This is a genomic window from Synechococcus sp. H60.1, assembly GCF_047462335.1.
Classification (GTDB): domain Bacteria; phylum Cyanobacteriota; class Cyanobacteriia; order Thermostichales; family Thermostichaceae; genus Thermostichus.
In genome coordinates, this window is record NZ_JANSJA010000080.1 from 1 (window position 1) to 14,099 (window position 14,099).

The following is a 14,099-nucleotide window of genomic DNA, read 5'->3' on the forward strand; positions in this document are numbered from 1 at the left end:
GAGGGAGAGGGGAGTTGCACTGCTGCCGAGCACAACTTTATTGCCTTGCTTGGGTCTTGCGGGGCTTTTTCAGTGATTCAAAGCCAAGGTTTTCCCTGCTACGACTGCTGCCATCTCCTGCAACAGATCCTCGGTCTCCTCCCAGCCGATGCAGCCGTCGGTGATGGAAACGCCGTACTTGAGTGGTGCCCCTTCCTGCCAGGTTTGCTTGCCTGGGTTGAGGTTGCTCTCCAGCATCAGCCCCATCAAGGCCCGCTGCCCTGCTTGGTACTGCCGCAGCACTGCCCGACAGACGGCTCCCTGCTGGCGGTAGTCTTTGTGGGAGTTGTCGTGGGAGCAGTCCACCATCACCGAGCGCGGGATCCCTTGATCCTTCATCAGCAGCGCCGCCCGCGCCACATCTTCCGGGCCGTAGTTGGTCTTGCCGCCGCCGCCGCGCAACACAATGTGCCGGTCTGGGTTGCCGGTGGTTTTCACCAGGGCCGTCATGCCGTCTTGGCCGATGCCCAGAAAACTGTGGGGGTGACTGGCGGAGAGAATGGCGTTGAGGGCAATTTCCAGCCGCCCGTCGGTGCCATTTTTGAAGCCCACGGGCATAGAGAGGCCACTGGCCATTTCCCGGTGGGTCTGGCTTTCGATGGTTCGGGCGCCGATGGCCGCCCAGCTCACCAGGTCTGCGGTGTATTGGGGAGTTACCGGATCCAACATTTCTGTGGCACAGGGCAAGCCCAGCTCGTTGATCTGCAATAGGATGGAACGGGCCAGTTGCAAGCCAGTGGCAATATCGCAGGAGCCGTCCAGGTGGGGATCATTAATGAGGCCCTTCCAGCCCACTGTGGTGCGCGGCTTCTCAAAATAGGTGCGCATCACAATCACCAGGTGCTCGCGGGTTCGATCGGCCACCCGCTTGAGGCGGTGGGCATACTCCAAGGCCGCTTCGGGATCGTGGATGGAACAGGGGCCGACAATCACCACCAAGCGATGGAGATCCCGCCCGTGGATGATGTCGCGGATGGCTTGCCGCGTGGAGAGCACCACTTGGGCTGCCGTTTCCGTCAGCGGCAGCTTGGCCTTGACAGCAGCAGGGGCAATCAAGGGAGTCACCTCTTGGATGTTGCAGTTGTCGGTTTGGGGGGGCATAGAACTGTCCTTCATCGTGGGCAAGATTGTGTGCAAGGGATGGGAAGTGAGGGAATGGAGCATCGAGCCATCAAAAAAGCCCTGGCACTGGGCTCAGGGCTTCAGGACTGACTCGGGTAAACCTAGGCTCTATGGTTTACGCGCCACCCTTCCGCCCTGGTCGTTGCCAGGGAAAGCTAAAGTAGCCAAAAAAGGGAGCGCGCCAGGTCATCTTCAGGGGAAGGAACTCGGAATCTGTACGAGATGAGTATAGCGGAAGTATACCCAAAAAGAAACTGGATTTACCAAGACGGGTTCAGGTTCTGGGTCGCTCCCAGGGTTCCCAGGCGCAGCCCAGAGGACGGTTTTCTCCCACCCAGATCAAGAAGCTTGCCCGCTCCGTAGCCATCACTCTGCGACGCTGTTGCAAGCGGGGCGAGGAGAAAAGCTTCAGGGCGGTGAGGGACTTCTTTCCGCTGCCTCAGCCCGACAAGGTCGCAGCGGCGAAAGCCCCGCAAGCCCGGTGGAAATCAAGAAAGTCAGCAGAACTCTGGGCTTCTGTCCTAGGAAACAGTTTTCAGAAGGATCTAGCCCGGACGGCAGCCGCTTCCTGGATTACCTCGTCTCCAGGCTGTAGCCCACTGTGGATCTCCACCTGATCCCCATAGCGGGATCCCACCACCACGGGCGTAAACAGCGGCTTGCCGTCCACCAGCCGGTACACGCCCGTAAGGCCGAACTGTTCTACCAGGCTTGCTTGGGGCAGGAGCAGGGCTTGGCGGGTTTCTCCTGCCAACTTCAGACGGCCCAGCATGCCCGGCATTGCTCCGGGGAGCGGGGGAATCTCCACCTTCACCTCCACCGTTCTTGAGCTGGGGTCGGCGCTGGGGATGATTTGGCGGATGGTTCCCTCCACGGTTTGGTTGAGGCTGTCAATGTTGATGGGCACCGCTTGTCCCACCCGGATTTGGCCGGCCAGGGATTCGGGCAAGGCCACGGAAAACCGCAGCCGCTCGCTGCTTTCTAGCTCCACAATCGGCTGGCCCGGCCCCGCCAAAGCCCCTACCTCCACATACTTGCGGGTGACGACGCCGGCAAAGGGGGCAACCAGGGTTCCGTAGGCAAGGTTGGCTTGGGTTTGCGCCACCCCTGCCTGGGCCTGGGCCATGGCTGCCTGCACCTCAGGGATCCGGCTTTCCGCCTGGGCAAGCTGGGCCCGTGCTTGGGTCAATCCCTGTTCGGCCTGCTGGATCCCGGCCTCGAGCTGGGCCAGGCGGCCCAGGAGCACGGCTACCCGCGTATTGGCCTGATCCACCTGGGCTTGGGCCACGGCTCCTTCGGCGTGCAGCTTCTGCATCCGCTCTTGGTGCAAACGGGCCTCCTGCAGCTCCGCTTCCGCCTGCTGCTTCTGGGCTTGCACCTGGCGCAAGGCTTCTTCCGCTCCCCTCACCCCCGCCTGGGCGGCCAGAAGGCCTGCTTGGGCCTGCTGCAGTTGCGCCTCAGCCTGTTGCCGCTGGGCTTGGGCCTGTTGCTGGGCGGCTTGCACATCGCTGATATCCAGGCGGGCAATCAGGGATCCAGCCGCCACCCGCTGCCCCTCCTGAACCGGCAGCTCCACGACTCGGCCCACGATGCGGCTGCTGAGGGGGGTGCGCTCCACGGCCTCTAGGCTGCCCACCAGGATCCGCTCTTGGCTGATTTCCCGTGGCTTGACCTCCAGCGTGGTCAGTGGAGCGGCCTCGGTGGCTTCCAGGGACCCTGTCCCGCCGACGCGACCGGCAACCTCCAAAGCTGCCCCCCCTTGGCCGGGCCGGCCTTGGGATCCCAGCAGCCAGCCGCCCAGCCCCCCTAGCGAGAGGAAGAGCAGCGCCCAGCCCAGGTGGCCCCAGCTCCAGCCGGAAAACGTTTGTTGTTGCAACCTGCCGACTTGAGTTTTCATAGCGCAAGTGTCCGGCGTAACTTGAGCGTGACGAGAAAATCGGAACTTTTCTAAGGGGAGACCAAATCTCCCAATGGCTTGGAGATGGGCTCTATCAGAGAGAGCCCCACCCCCTGCAAACTGAGGCGCTCAAACCAAGGCACCGCCCACCCCCAGCGCATCTTGGCCAGGAAATAGTGCTCAAAGGCGGACTTGAGCCAACTGACCCATGGCCCTTGTACGGCCAGGGCGCGGCGGCGGCGCCCCAGCACCGGCAAGACAGGATCCGCCAAAAAGAGAATGCCCGTATCGCCGAAGTCGGCAAAGCAGATGGCTTCCAGCGTCGGGCTCACGGGTTCCCCCCGCAGGGCTCCCAGGCGCAGGGCGATATTGTGCGCCACTGCCATCCCCATCGCCTCGGTCATCTGGCCGGTTTTGGGCACTCCCACCGGCAAAGGGGTTGTCTCGGAAGGGGCTAGCTGGGTCACCACGCCCACCGCATAGAAGCTATCGAAGTCGGGATGCTGGTAGGTGGAAGTTACCGGCAGGAAACCGCGGGCGTCCGTCAGGCCGGGGACTTCCCGCAGGAACTGGGCTCCCCGGAAGGGCGGCAGCAGCATGGCGTAGGCAAAAGGGATCCGCTCCCCTTCTGCCAGCACGATTTCCCCCTCTTCGACACGGGCAATGGCAGTATTGGCCAAAACCCGGATCTGCCGCTGGGCCAGCAGCCGTTTCACCAGCTCCTCGGCCCCCGCCATGCCGCCAATCCCGAAATGGCCAGCATAGGGCTCCGGCGTGATGAAGGTGATGGGCACCTGCTCCCGCAGCCCTCTTTTTCGCAACTGCCCCTCGGCCAGCAAGACAAACTCATAGGCCGGCCCAAAACAACTGGCCCCCGGCACCGCCCCCACCACCAGCGGCCCCGGCTGGCGGAGAAACTCTGCCCACGCCTTCTGAGCTAGCAAAGCATGGTGCGGCGTGCACACCGACTGGGTAAACCCCTGTTCCGGCCCCAGACCTGGGATGGCGTCCAAGGCCAACTCCGCTCCCGTGGCCACCACCAAGTAGTCGTAGGCCAGAGGCTCCCCGTTAACCCGCAGGGTGCGCTTTGGCGGCTGCAAGTCGGTTACCGTGCCCTGGATAAATTCAATCCCCTTCCTCTCCAGCCGCTGCGGCAGCTCCACCTGAATGTCCGCCAGCCGCTTCAGGCCCAGCGCCACCCACGGCAGAGAAGGGGTAAACGTAAACTTTGGAGTATTGCTGACTACAGTTACCTGGTGGGATCCCTGCGGCAAAAGATGCCGCAGCTCGTAGGCAGTAGGCAGCCCTCCCAGCCCAGCCCCAATGACGACGACGCGAGCCATCAAAACTGCTCCCCCTCTTTTCTGAACTTGATGAAAAAAACCTGCGGCCAGAAGCCGATCCCAAGAGCGCCCTCCTTCACACCCACCAGGGCAGACTCCCCGTTCGCGGATCGACATCCAACCAGGGAGAGAGCCAGATCCACCCCTCCCGTACCTCCACCCGCACCAGTTTCAGAGGCAGCGCTGCCGGCCCTCGAATCACCGAGCCATCAGCCGCATAGCGGGATCCGTGACAAGGACACTGGAACTCTTCGGCCAGCGGGTTCCATGGGAAGGTGCAGCCCAGGTGGGTACAGTTGTTCACCAGCCCTTGCTCGTCCAGCTCCCCCCCCTCCCTAACGGTGAGGTAGGTGGGCTCCCCCGCCAGACCCGCCACCAGCGCCCGCGTCCCAGGCGGCTCTGCCAAGATCTGCTCCGCCGGGATCGGGTTCCCCAGCTTGTCTTTGGCCAGGGCCGATCCATTGGCGGATCCCTCCGCCGGCGGGATGAGATAGCGGCCCAGCGGGTAGAGCACCGAACCCGCCACCGCCGCCAGCGCCGAGCCGGTCAGGAAGTTGAGAAAACGGCGCCGCGACAGCGGCGGCTCTTCAAACGGAACCAGGGCAGCGTCCATAGAAATTAAACTCCTTTGCAACCTTCTCCCATCATTATTTTGGCAAACTATATAACTATATGTCGATAAAAAGATAATACAGAGTCCCCTTCCTCTCCCTAGGACAAGGGGCTATTGAGGAGATTCCTCCTCTTCGGGAATGAACACGGCGTACATGCCCCGCAGGTCTCCCACCTTGAAGTCGTAGGCCCGGTCTTGGGGGTACTTGCTGACAATGAAGGCCGGTCGCGAGTCCTTGGGCCCATGACAGGCCAGGCAGCTAGCCTCGACGTTGATGCGGCGGTAGTAGCGAATGCCCCTCTGGCCAGCCAGCACTTCCCGCTCCCAAAAGCCAATGAGCTCCGGATCCCGCTGGAAACGGGCCAGGGCCATCGTGGCGTGTAGATTGTCGGGGGCGTGCTCCGGGTTACGGTACTTTTGGGCAATTTGCTTAACTTGCCAGCCATTTTCTTGGGCCAGGGCCTGCGCCTGCACCGCCACAGGGCGACAAACCTGTTTGAAGGTCTCGGCATCCACCCCCGCAGGTGAGGATCCGGCCAAGCTGGCCGCCAGGCCGTGCCGCAGTTGATCCAGGTATTCTACGGACTCCACCGCTTTGGCCAGTTGGGCGGGATCCGGCTGGGCCAGGGCGGCGGCAGCGCCCCAGCCCAAGCTGCCCAAGGCCAGCGCCAGCAGGAGCCATCTTCTCAGGTATGTCCACATCGTCTTGTCTCCTTCTCGAAGGGTGGATGTCAAAAAGTTTCTCTACGGGTGGGATGGCTGGTGCTCCAGAGCCGGCTTGGCTTTGGCAAGGCGGATTTGCTCCCCGTAGAACCAGATGGGAATGACCACCAAGGTCAAGGCGGAAGAGGTCAACATCCCCGTCAACAGCGTCCAGGCCAAGCCCGACCACACCGGGTCGGACAAGATGGGCACCGTGCCCAACATGGTGGTGATGCTGGTCAGCAAAATCGGACGAAAGCGAACGGCCCCGGCTGCCACAATGGCTTTTTCCAGGCTGACCCCCTGGGCCCGCTGATCGGCGATAAACTCCAGCAAGACGATGGCGTTGCGCACCACGATCCCCGCCAAGGCGATCACCCCAATCATGGCCGTGGCGCTGAAGTACACTCCGTTGAGGCTAAAGCCCACCAGGATGCCGATGAGGGCCAGGGGAATGCTGCCCAAGATGATCAGCGGAACCTTGAAGCTGCGGAACTGGCCCACCAGGATGAGGTAAATCAACAAAATGGCTACCAACATCGCGAGGCCCAGATCCCGGAACACGTCCAGGGTCAGCTTCCATTCCCCATCCCACTGGATCCAAAAGCCCTTGGGGAGGGGATGCCGCCAGAAATAGGCTATTTGATCCAAGACTGCATAGACCGAGGAGCGGCGGGCCATCTCGCCCATTACGTAGGCCACGGGCCGCTGGTCTTTATGGAAGATGGGCTCGTCGGCCACCGTGGGCACCCACTCCACCAGCTCCGACAGGGGAACCAGGGATCCCGTCGGCGTCGGCAGTTGAATGCGGTTGAGATCCTCCAGGCTTTGCCGGGCCGACGGCTCGAGGCGGACATGGATCCCCACGGGTGTCAGCTCCCCGGGCAGTTGCAGGATGCTGACGGTGGATCCCCGCAGGGCCAAGCTCAAGGTCTGGGAGACCTCCGCCGTGGTCAGGCCGACGCGGTTGGCCCGCTCCGGATCCACCTTCAGGGTCAACTGGGGAATGGGGTTTTTCACCGAGTCGTCGATGTCCACCACGCCCTCCGTCTCGCCAAACACCTGGCGCACCTGCTTGGCCAACTGCCGCAGTTGGGCGTAGTCGGGGCCATAAATTTCTGCCAGCAGGGTAGACCGCACGGGCGGCCCAGGTGGATCTTCCACCAGCTTGACGATGGCGTTGTGCCGCTCCGCCACCGCTTGCATAGCAGGCCGTAGGCGCAGCACGATCCCTTCCGAGTCGATCCGACGGGCTTCCGGCTGGCTGAGGTGGACGCGGATGTCGGCCACATCCTCGCCCTCGCGGCGGTAGGATCCCCGCAGCAGGCCGTTGAAGTCCACCGGCGCCCCCGTACCGACGTAGGTTTCAAAGCTAAACACCTCGGCATCCTGCTTGAGCACCTCCTCCAGCTCGCGGGCTACAGCGTCGGTAGCGGCCAGCTCCGTCCCCCGCGGCATATCCAACTGCACTAGGAAGGTGTCCTTGTCCGCCTTGGGCAGCATGCGAAACTTTACCACCTGGGTCAGGGGCAGGAGAAAGCTGGCCAAGAACAGGCCAGTGACCACCCCGATCAGCAGACGCCGCCGGAAGGCCGACTCCAGCAGCGGCTGCATTAGGCGGTGGTAGAGCCGATACAGGCGCGTTTCTTCCAGAGCGAGCTGGGGTGGAGAGGCCTCGGTGGAGGGCTTGAGGCGAATCCAACGGGCCGCCAGAAAGGGGGTAACCGTCAGGGCCAGCGTTGTGCTGATGATCATCGCCACCGGCACATTAAAGGGGATCGGCCCCATGTAGGGCCCCATCATCCCCGTGACAAAGCGCATGGGCAGGAAGGCCAAAATGACCGTGATGGTGGAGAGAATAACCGGCACACCCAATTCCTCCACCGCGGCAATCGCCTCCTCCACCTTCTCGCGAAAGTTCATGCCGGGGCGCAGCTCAAAGCGACGGTGGATATTCTCCGTAACGGCGATGGCGTCGTCCACCAAGGTGCCCAGGGCCAGGATCAGGGCAAAGAGGGTGATGCGGTTAATCGTTTGGCCGGCAACCCAGCCCACGCCCAGCGTGCCGGCCAAAGTTAACGGGATTACAAAAGCCACAATGGCCGCCTCCCGCCAGCCCAGGAAGATCAACAACAGGCCCACCACAATGCCGATGGCCTGGAAGAGGCTGTTGTAGAGGTTCCCAACCGCTTTTGAGGCCGTCCGCCCGTCGTTGCGGGTGACGGCAACCTGGATCCCGGGAGGCAACTGCGGCCGCAACTCTTCCAGCCGCCGAAAAATGGCCTTGGCTACGGTGACCGCGTTGGTTCCCGGCTTCTTGGCAATGCCGATGGTGACCGCCGGCTGGGTGATCCACTCTCCCGTCGAGCGGCGGCGCGGATCCGGATAGGGCTCTGTGATGGGCTCGTCGCTGCGGAAGTGGATGCGGGTCAGGGAGGTGCGCTCGGCAAACTCATCCCGCACGCTGGCTACATCTCTGAGATAGACCTCCGGCTTGATCTGAATGGCGGCCACGTCCTCAGCCGAAGCCAGCCGCTGTCCCCCCTCCAGGCGGATCTGCTGGGATCCCACCTCCACGTCTCCCGCCGGCAGTTGCAAGTTTTCGGCGGCAATGCGCTGGGCCACCTGGGTCGGGGAAAGACCATAGCTGGCCAGCCGCTCCGGATCCAGATCCACCCGAATGGTGCGGGGATGCCCGCCCACCAGCGTCAGGTTGGCCGTGTTGGGAAGGCTGCGCAGATCCTCCAGCAGCCGCTCTCCCACCCGCCGTAGCTGATCGTCGCTGTAGTCGGCCCCCGTCAAGGTCAGGGTAACGATGGGAACATCGTCAATGATGACCGGCTGCACCTGATAGCTGGCGCCAGGGGGGAATAGCTCCGGGTGGCTAAACAGATGGTTTTGCAGCTTGAACAGGCTGTCTTCCCAGTTTTCCCCCACCTCATACTGCACCGTGATCAAGCCGCCAGAGGCCTGGGCCACCGAGTAGATGTGGTCGATCCCTGTCAGCTCCCGCAGCTTCGCTTCCACAGGGGTAATCAGCGTCTTCTCCACAACCTCGGCGCTGGCCCCCGGATACCGCAAAACTACATCCGCTGCCGGGACGACAATTTGCGGGTTTTCTTCCTTGGGGGTCAAGGTCGCTGCCAGCAGGCCAAAGATGGCCAGGCCCACAATAATCAAGGAAGTAAGCTGGGCGTTGTTGATAAAGTAAGCGGTAACCCGCCCCACCCCTTGGCGCGGCTTCTCCAGCTCTGACATGGGAAAAATCCAGATTGGTTCATGCTTATACTACCATATAGCTATACTTTTATGCATCCATAGCTGCTCTTGCCCGTCTTCCGAAGCCGTCACCTGAGGTAGGCCCAGCAAAGGACGAACTGCTAATCGTGGCTGGGTCTAGGGGGGGGATCCCGTCTTGGCAATCCAGTAGCCGCACTGGTGTTCTCCGTTCACCTGCCAGGTGAGGCGCTCCACCCGACAATCGGGCAGGGCGGCGGCAAACATCTCCAGCTCGTGGCCGCAGACGCTGGGAAAGCGCTGGGCAATCTGGGCGATGGCGCAGTGGTGCTCCACCAAGACATATTGCTCGACATACTGCTCAGAGCCTTCTGCTGCAATTGGGGCAGCCAGGTTGGCAGGATAGGGGTAGTACTCCGCCATGTAGCCCTCTGCCTGGCGCAACTGCACCAGGCGCTCCAGCCGCTCGGCCAGGGATCCGGAGCCCATCTGGGCTTGGTACTCCTGGGCTTTGCGCTGCCACTGCTGCTGGAGCAGGGATCCCATCTGTTCGGATCCCAGGGTTTCAGCCAGCGTATTGAGCAGACCGAGGGCAAACTCGTCGTAGCCGGTGGGGAATTGCGCTTCTCCTTGGGGGCTGAGCTGATAGAGGTGCTGGGGGCGGCCCAAACCGCTAGCTTGAGCGACATGGTGGATCAGCCCCTCTGCCTCCAGATCCTTGAGGTGGCGGCGAATGGCCTGGGGAGAAATGCCCAAGTGCTCTGCCAGAGTCTGGGCGGTGGCCTGCCCCGTCTTGCGTAGGTAGATCAAGATAGCCTGCTTGCTGGAAACGGGTTGCGTGAACGGATCGGTGATCTTGCGCGCGCTCTCCACCCTCGCCCTCCTGGTTAGACTGGGTTTACTCGGCTGCCGCTGCCAGCACCGCTACTTTGACAAGGGGATCATTGCTAAAGTAACCTGAGGATTAGTTAAGCAACAACCATGTTGTTTTAATTGGCCATCTGTTTTGCCCCTGTCCCTAACCGAGAGCCATCCATGTCTACGAGCGTCCGCACCCTAATTAGCCAGCCCTACAAGTACGGCTTTGTTACCGACATCGCCTCTGAGTCCATCGGCAAAGGCTTAAATGAGGACATCATTCGGCAAATCTGGGCCAAGAAGGGGGAGCCGGACTTTATGCTGGAGTTCCGGCTGCGGGCCTACCGCCAGTGGCTGAAGATGAGCGAGCCCACCTGGCCGAATGTGACCTACCCGCCCATCGACTACCAGAACATCGTTTACTACTCCGCTCCCAAGGTAAAGGAGAAGAAAAAGAGCCTCGACGAAGTGGATCCCGTGCTGCTGGAAACCTTTGAGAAGCTGGGGATCCCTTTGTCGGAGCAGAAGCGGCTGGCCAACGTGGCGGTGGACGCCATTTTCGACAGCGTCTCGGTGGCCACCACCTTCCGGGAAAAGCTGGCCAAGGAAGGGATCATTTTCTGCTCCATGTCGGAGGCGCTACGGGAGTACCCAGACTTGGTGCGCAAGTACCTGGGCACGGTGGTCCCCATTGCCGACAACTACTACGCGGCGCTGAACTCGGCAGTGTTTAGCGATGGCTCCTTTGTCTATGTGCCCAAAGGGGTGCGCTGCCCGATGGAGCTGTCCACCTATTTCCGCATTAACAACGGCGAGTCGGGCCAGTTTGAGCGCACCCTGATCATTGCTGACGAGGGATCCTACGTCAGCTACCTGGAAGGCTGCACGGCCCCCATGTTCGACACCAACCAACTGCACGCGGCGGTGGTGGAGCTGATCGCCCTGGACAATGCCGAGATCAAGTACTCGACGGTGCAGAACTGGTATGCCGGCGACGAAAACGGCAAGGGCGGCATCTACAACTTCGTGACCAAACGCGGCCTCTGTCAGGGGGCCAACTCCAAGATCTCCTGGACGCAGGTGGAGACCGGCTCGGCCATCACCTGGAAATATCCGAGCTGCGTGCTGGTGGGGGAAAACTCGGTGGGCGAGTTCTACTCAGTGGCCCTGACCAACCACTACCAGCAGGCCGATACCGGCACCAAGATGATCCACATAGGCCGCAACACCCGCAGCAGAATTATCTCCAAAGGCATCTCGGCGGGGCATTCCAAAAACAGCTATCGCGGCCTGGTGAAAATTGGGCCCAAGGCAGAAGGCGCCCGCAACTTTTCCCAGTGTGATTCCATGTTGATTGGGGATCAGTGCAGCGCCAACACCTTCCCCTACATTGAAGTGCAAAACAACACTGCCAAAGTAGAGCACGAAGCTTCCACTTCCAAAATCGGAGAAGAGCAACTGTTCTACTTCCAGTCGCGCGGCATTTCTGTAGAAGACGCTGTCTCCATGATCATCAGCGGCTTCTGCCGAGAGGTGTTCAACCAATTGCCAATGGAGTTTGCCGTCGAGGCGGATCGGCTGCTGAGCCTGAAGCTAGAGGGATCCGTTGGCTAGATCCCTGGCGAGCGGCTATGCTCGTTGCCAATTGCCGAGCAGCCTGGCGCAGCTCCACCTTGGGGGCGGCGCTGAAGGGGTAGGTCTGTCCGCCAATACTTCGACCCAAGACGAACTGCTGACATGATCCGGGAAAACAGCCCTGTCATTCTATCTGTCCGCGATCTCACGGCTGAGATCGACGGTACCCCTATCCTCAAAGGGGTGAACCTGGAAATCCGGGCCGGCGAGATCCACGCCATCATGGGGCCCAATGGCTCCGGGAAGAGCACCTTCTCCAAGATCTTGGCCGGCCACCCCGACTACCGGGTAACAGGGGGCGAGATCCTCTATCTGGGCAAGGATCTCTTGGCAATGGAGCCGGAGGAGCGAGCCTGGGCCGGGATCTTCTTGGCCTTTCAATACCCCATCGAGATTCCGGGGGTGAGCAACTTGGACTTCTTGCGCGCCGCCTACAACGCCCGGCAGAAATATCGGGATCAGCCGGAAATGGATCCCCTCGATTTTGACGACTTGGTGCGGGAAAAACTGAGTATTGTCAGGATGGATCCCGCTTTTTTGGAGCGCTCCGTCAACGAAGGGTTTTCCGGCGGCGAGAAAAAGCGCAACGAGATCCTGCAGATGGCGGTGCTGGAGCCGACGCTGGCTATCTTAGACGAGACGGATTCTGGCCTGGATATCGACGCGCTGCGCATCGTTGCCCAGGGCATTAACCAACTGGCCGGCCCTGAGAAGGCCATACTCCTCATTACCCACTACCAGCGCCTGCTGGAGTATGTAACCCCCGACTATGTGCATGTGATGGAAGGGGGGCGCATTCTCCTCAGCGGCGATAAGACCTTGGCGCTGGAGCTGGAAGAGCGGGGCTATGACTGGCTCAAGGAGGAGGTGGGATGAGCGCTGCGGTGCCCAAGTCCTCGGTTCGAGAAAGCGACGCCAGCGGTTTTGGCCGTCCCTTTCTGGAGCACATCCTCCGCCAAATCCCAGAGGTGGAAGATCCCCATACCACCCTGAGACAGCAGGCCCGCGCCCAACTGGCGGAACTGGGGATCCCCACCCCCCGCGAAGAAGACTGGAAATACAGCGACCTCTCGCCGCTGGTGGCCCACACCTTTCGCCTGGCCGGCCCTGGACAGGCAACGCTAGAGAAGGCCGTGCTGGAGCCCTGGCTGTGGCCGGAGAGCCGTCACAGCTATGCGGTGTTCGTCAACGGCTACTTTGCTCCCCACCTTTCTGACTTGAGCGGCCTACCCTCAGCCCTGCGAATTGCTCCCCTAAGCCAGTCGGCTCCTGGATGGTTGCAAACCATCGTCAAGCTCGATGTCTTCAGCGCCCTCAACACCGCCCATCTAGGCGATGGGATCCAGATTGAGCTGCCACCCCAGCAGGAGGTTTTGCCGCCCTTGCACCTGCTCTGGGTGACGGTGGCCCCAGAGAGAGAAGCCGTTCTGGCCCAGCCCCGCTGTCTGGTGGCTTTGCAGGCCCACAGCTCCCTCACCCTGATTGAAGATCACCTCTCCTGGGGGGCCGGGATCCCCTTTGGCAACGCCGTTACCGAGATTGCCCTGGCCGAAGGATCCCGTCTACACCATGTGATCCTGCAGCGGCAGGGATCCCAGGCTTTTCACATCAACCAAACTGCTGTGCGCCAGGGCCGCCACAGCCACTACCGGCTGCAGGCCATCCAGTGGGGATCCCAATTTTCCCGCCACAACCTGGAGCTTGCCCAGGTAGAACCCCAGGCCTACACCCACCTGCAGGGACTGACCCTGCTGAAGGGATCCCAGCACAGCGACACCCACTCCCGCCTGGTGCATCAAGCGCCCCACGGCAGCAGCCGCCAATTGCACAAGTGCATCGTGGACGAGGCGGCCCGTGCGGTCTTCAGCGGGCGCATTTTGGTGAGCCAAGCAGCTCAACTGACAGACGCCGCCCAGACCAACCGCAATCTGCTGTTGAGCCCCAAGGCGCGGGTGGATACGCAGCCACAGTTGGAGATCTTTGCCGACAACGTCAAATGTGCCCACGGGGCCACCGTCAGCCAACTGGAGGCCGAAGAAATCTTCTATTTGCAAAGCCGCGGCATTCCCCAGGCCCAGGCCAGGCAACTCCTCACCTATGCTTTTGCAGCCGAGATTCTCGAAGGGATCCCTTTGGCCCAGCTTCCTTCCCAGGTGGCCCAGCGCTTGGGATCCGGCTGAGTTGTCCCTCCCATTTTGCCCCAGCCCTTACTGCCATCAGCCAGTCTTGAAATGGCTGCTAGCGGCCTGCGTCGCCCGCGCCCGTCGAACGGCGGGACAAACGCCCGTGGCGTCGTCGGCTCCCGCTGAGAAGCCCGAAGTCCCTTACCGGCCCTGCGGGTGATGGCATTGGGCCGTAGGCTTGCTTTGGCTATTTTTCCGGCTCGTTGTGCAACACAACATCACAGCCCCTTTTGCTGAAGTTTGGAGAAGCCGTCTTGGGGGTTTAGGACGGCAGAGGGGTGGAAACTGGAGAAACAGATCTAGTCTGGTTGGCGCGACTTTATCATCGCCAATCCTGACCTGGCCCACTGCTTCAAGCAAGTCTCTTCCCCCGATCCTGCGGATCCCTCTGGCCTCTCCGCCGAAGCACCCAGGGCGCCGAAGAGCCATACCGATTCTCCAGCCTTTGTCGCCATCAAAGCAAAAGCTAC

Annotated in this window: 10 protein-coding genes; 3 read left to right on the forward strand and 7 right to left on the reverse strand. The window is 61.5% G+C overall.

Translation table 11 applies throughout. The annotated features are described in order from the left end of the window. Positions 1-69: 69 nt before the first annotated feature. The 7 genes from NW852_RS04530 to sufR form a co-directional block, all read right to left on the reverse strand. Positions 70-1,140: a 3-deoxy-7-phosphoheptulonate synthase gene (locus NW852_RS04530; protein ID WP_414336186.1), complete on the reverse strand. Its 1,071-nt coding sequence runs from the start codon at positions 1,138-1,140 to the stop codon at positions 70-72. A gap of 556 nt (positions 1,141-1,696) precedes the next feature. Then, on the reverse strand, positions 1,697-3,058 hold the full coding sequence (locus NW852_RS04535) for an efflux RND transporter periplasmic adaptor subunit (protein WP_414364002.1): 1,362 nt from the start codon (positions 3,056-3,058) through the stop codon (positions 1,697-1,699). Positions 3,059-3,108: 50 nt separating this feature from the next. Continuing rightward, positions 3,109-4,401, reverse strand: a complete 1,293-nt coding sequence (locus NW852_RS04540) for an NAD(P)/FAD-dependent oxidoreductase (protein ID WP_414364003.1) — start codon at positions 4,399-4,401, stop codon at positions 3,109-3,111. Positions 4,402-4,477: 76 nt separating this feature from the next. After that, a complete protein-coding gene (gene petC / locus NW852_RS04545; protein WP_414372329.1) occupies positions 4,478-5,014 on the reverse strand; it encodes a cytochrome b6-f complex iron-sulfur subunit in 537 nt (178 codons plus the stop codon). A 111-nt stretch (positions 5,015-5,125) separates the two neighbouring features. Further along, complete coding sequence (locus tag NW852_RS04550; RefSeq protein ID WP_414364004.1) at positions 5,126-5,716, reverse strand: DUF3365 domain-containing protein; 591 nt, start codon at positions 5,714-5,716, stop codon at positions 5,126-5,128. Positions 5,717-5,758: 42 nt separating this feature from the next. Next, complete coding sequence (locus NW852_RS04555; protein ID WP_414372333.1) at positions 5,759-8,974, reverse strand: efflux RND transporter permease subunit; 3,216 nt, start codon at positions 8,972-8,974, stop codon at positions 5,759-5,761. A gap of 138 nt (positions 8,975-9,112) precedes the next feature. Beyond that, positions 9,113-9,826, reverse strand: a complete 714-nt coding sequence (gene sufR / locus NW852_RS04560; protein ID WP_414364006.1) for an iron-sulfur cluster biosynthesis transcriptional regulator SufR — start codon at positions 9,824-9,826, stop codon at positions 9,113-9,115. A gap of 162 nt (positions 9,827-9,988) precedes the next feature. Between sufR and sufB the strand changes: the two genes are divergently transcribed. The 3 genes from sufB to sufD all read left to right on the forward strand — a co-directional run bounded on the left by sufB (position 9,989) and on the right by sufD (position 13,626). Beyond that, on the forward strand, positions 9,989-11,425 hold the full coding sequence (sufB, locus tag NW852_RS04565) for a Fe-S cluster assembly protein SufB (protein ID WP_414372335.1): 1,437 nt from the start codon (positions 9,989-9,991) through the stop codon (positions 11,423-11,425). A 123-nt stretch (positions 11,426-11,548) separates the two neighbouring features. Further along, positions 11,549-12,322 (forward strand): Fe-S cluster assembly ATPase SufC, encoded by a 774-nt coding sequence (sufC, locus tag NW852_RS04570; RefSeq protein WP_414364008.1) that lies wholly within the window; start codon positions 11,549-11,551, stop codon positions 12,320-12,322. Next, positions 12,319-13,626 carry a Fe-S cluster assembly protein SufD gene (sufD, locus tag NW852_RS04575; RefSeq protein WP_414372337.1) on the forward strand — a complete coding sequence of 436 codons (1,308 nt, stop codon included), beginning with the start codon at positions 12,319-12,321 and terminating at the stop codon, positions 13,624-13,626. Before sufC ends, sufD begins: the two co-directional genes overlap by 4 nt. The last annotated feature ends 473 nt before the right edge of the window (positions 13,627-14,099 follow it).

Bases quoted from the DNA above. Each gene is read 5' to 3' on its own strand.
- NW852_RS04530 (WP_414336186.1), bottom strand. From the start codon at position 1,140: ATGCCCCCCCAAACCGACAACTGCAACATCCAAGAGGTGACTCCCTTG.
- NW852_RS04535 (WP_414364002.1), bottom strand. From the start codon at position 3,058: ATGAAAACTCAAGTCGGCAGGTTGCAACAACAAACGTTTTCCGGCTGG.
- NW852_RS04540 (WP_414364003.1), bottom strand. From the start codon at position 4,401: ATGGCTCGCGTCGTCGTCATTGGGGCTGGGCTGGGAGGGCTGCCTACT.
- petC (WP_414372329.1), bottom strand. From the start codon at position 5,014: ATGGACGCTGCCCTGGTTCCGTTTGAAGAGCCGCCGCTGTCGCGGCGC.
- NW852_RS04550 (WP_414364004.1), bottom strand. From the start codon at position 5,716: ATGTGGACATACCTGAGAAGATGGCTCCTGCTGGCGCTGGCCTTGGGC.
- NW852_RS04555 (WP_414372333.1), bottom strand. From the start codon at position 8,974: ATGTCAGAGCTGGAGAAGCCGCGCCAAGGGGTGGGGCGGGTTACCGCT.
- sufB (WP_414372335.1), top strand. From the start codon at position 9,989: ATGTCTACGAGCGTCCGCACCCTAATTAGCCAGCCCTACAAGTACGGC.
- sufC (WP_414364008.1), top strand. From the start codon at position 11,549: ATGATCCGGGAAAACAGCCCTGTCATTCTATCTGTCCGCGATCTCACG.
- sufD (WP_414372337.1), top strand. From the start codon at position 12,319: ATGAGCGCTGCGGTGCCCAAGTCCTCGGTTCGAGAAAGCGACGCCAGC.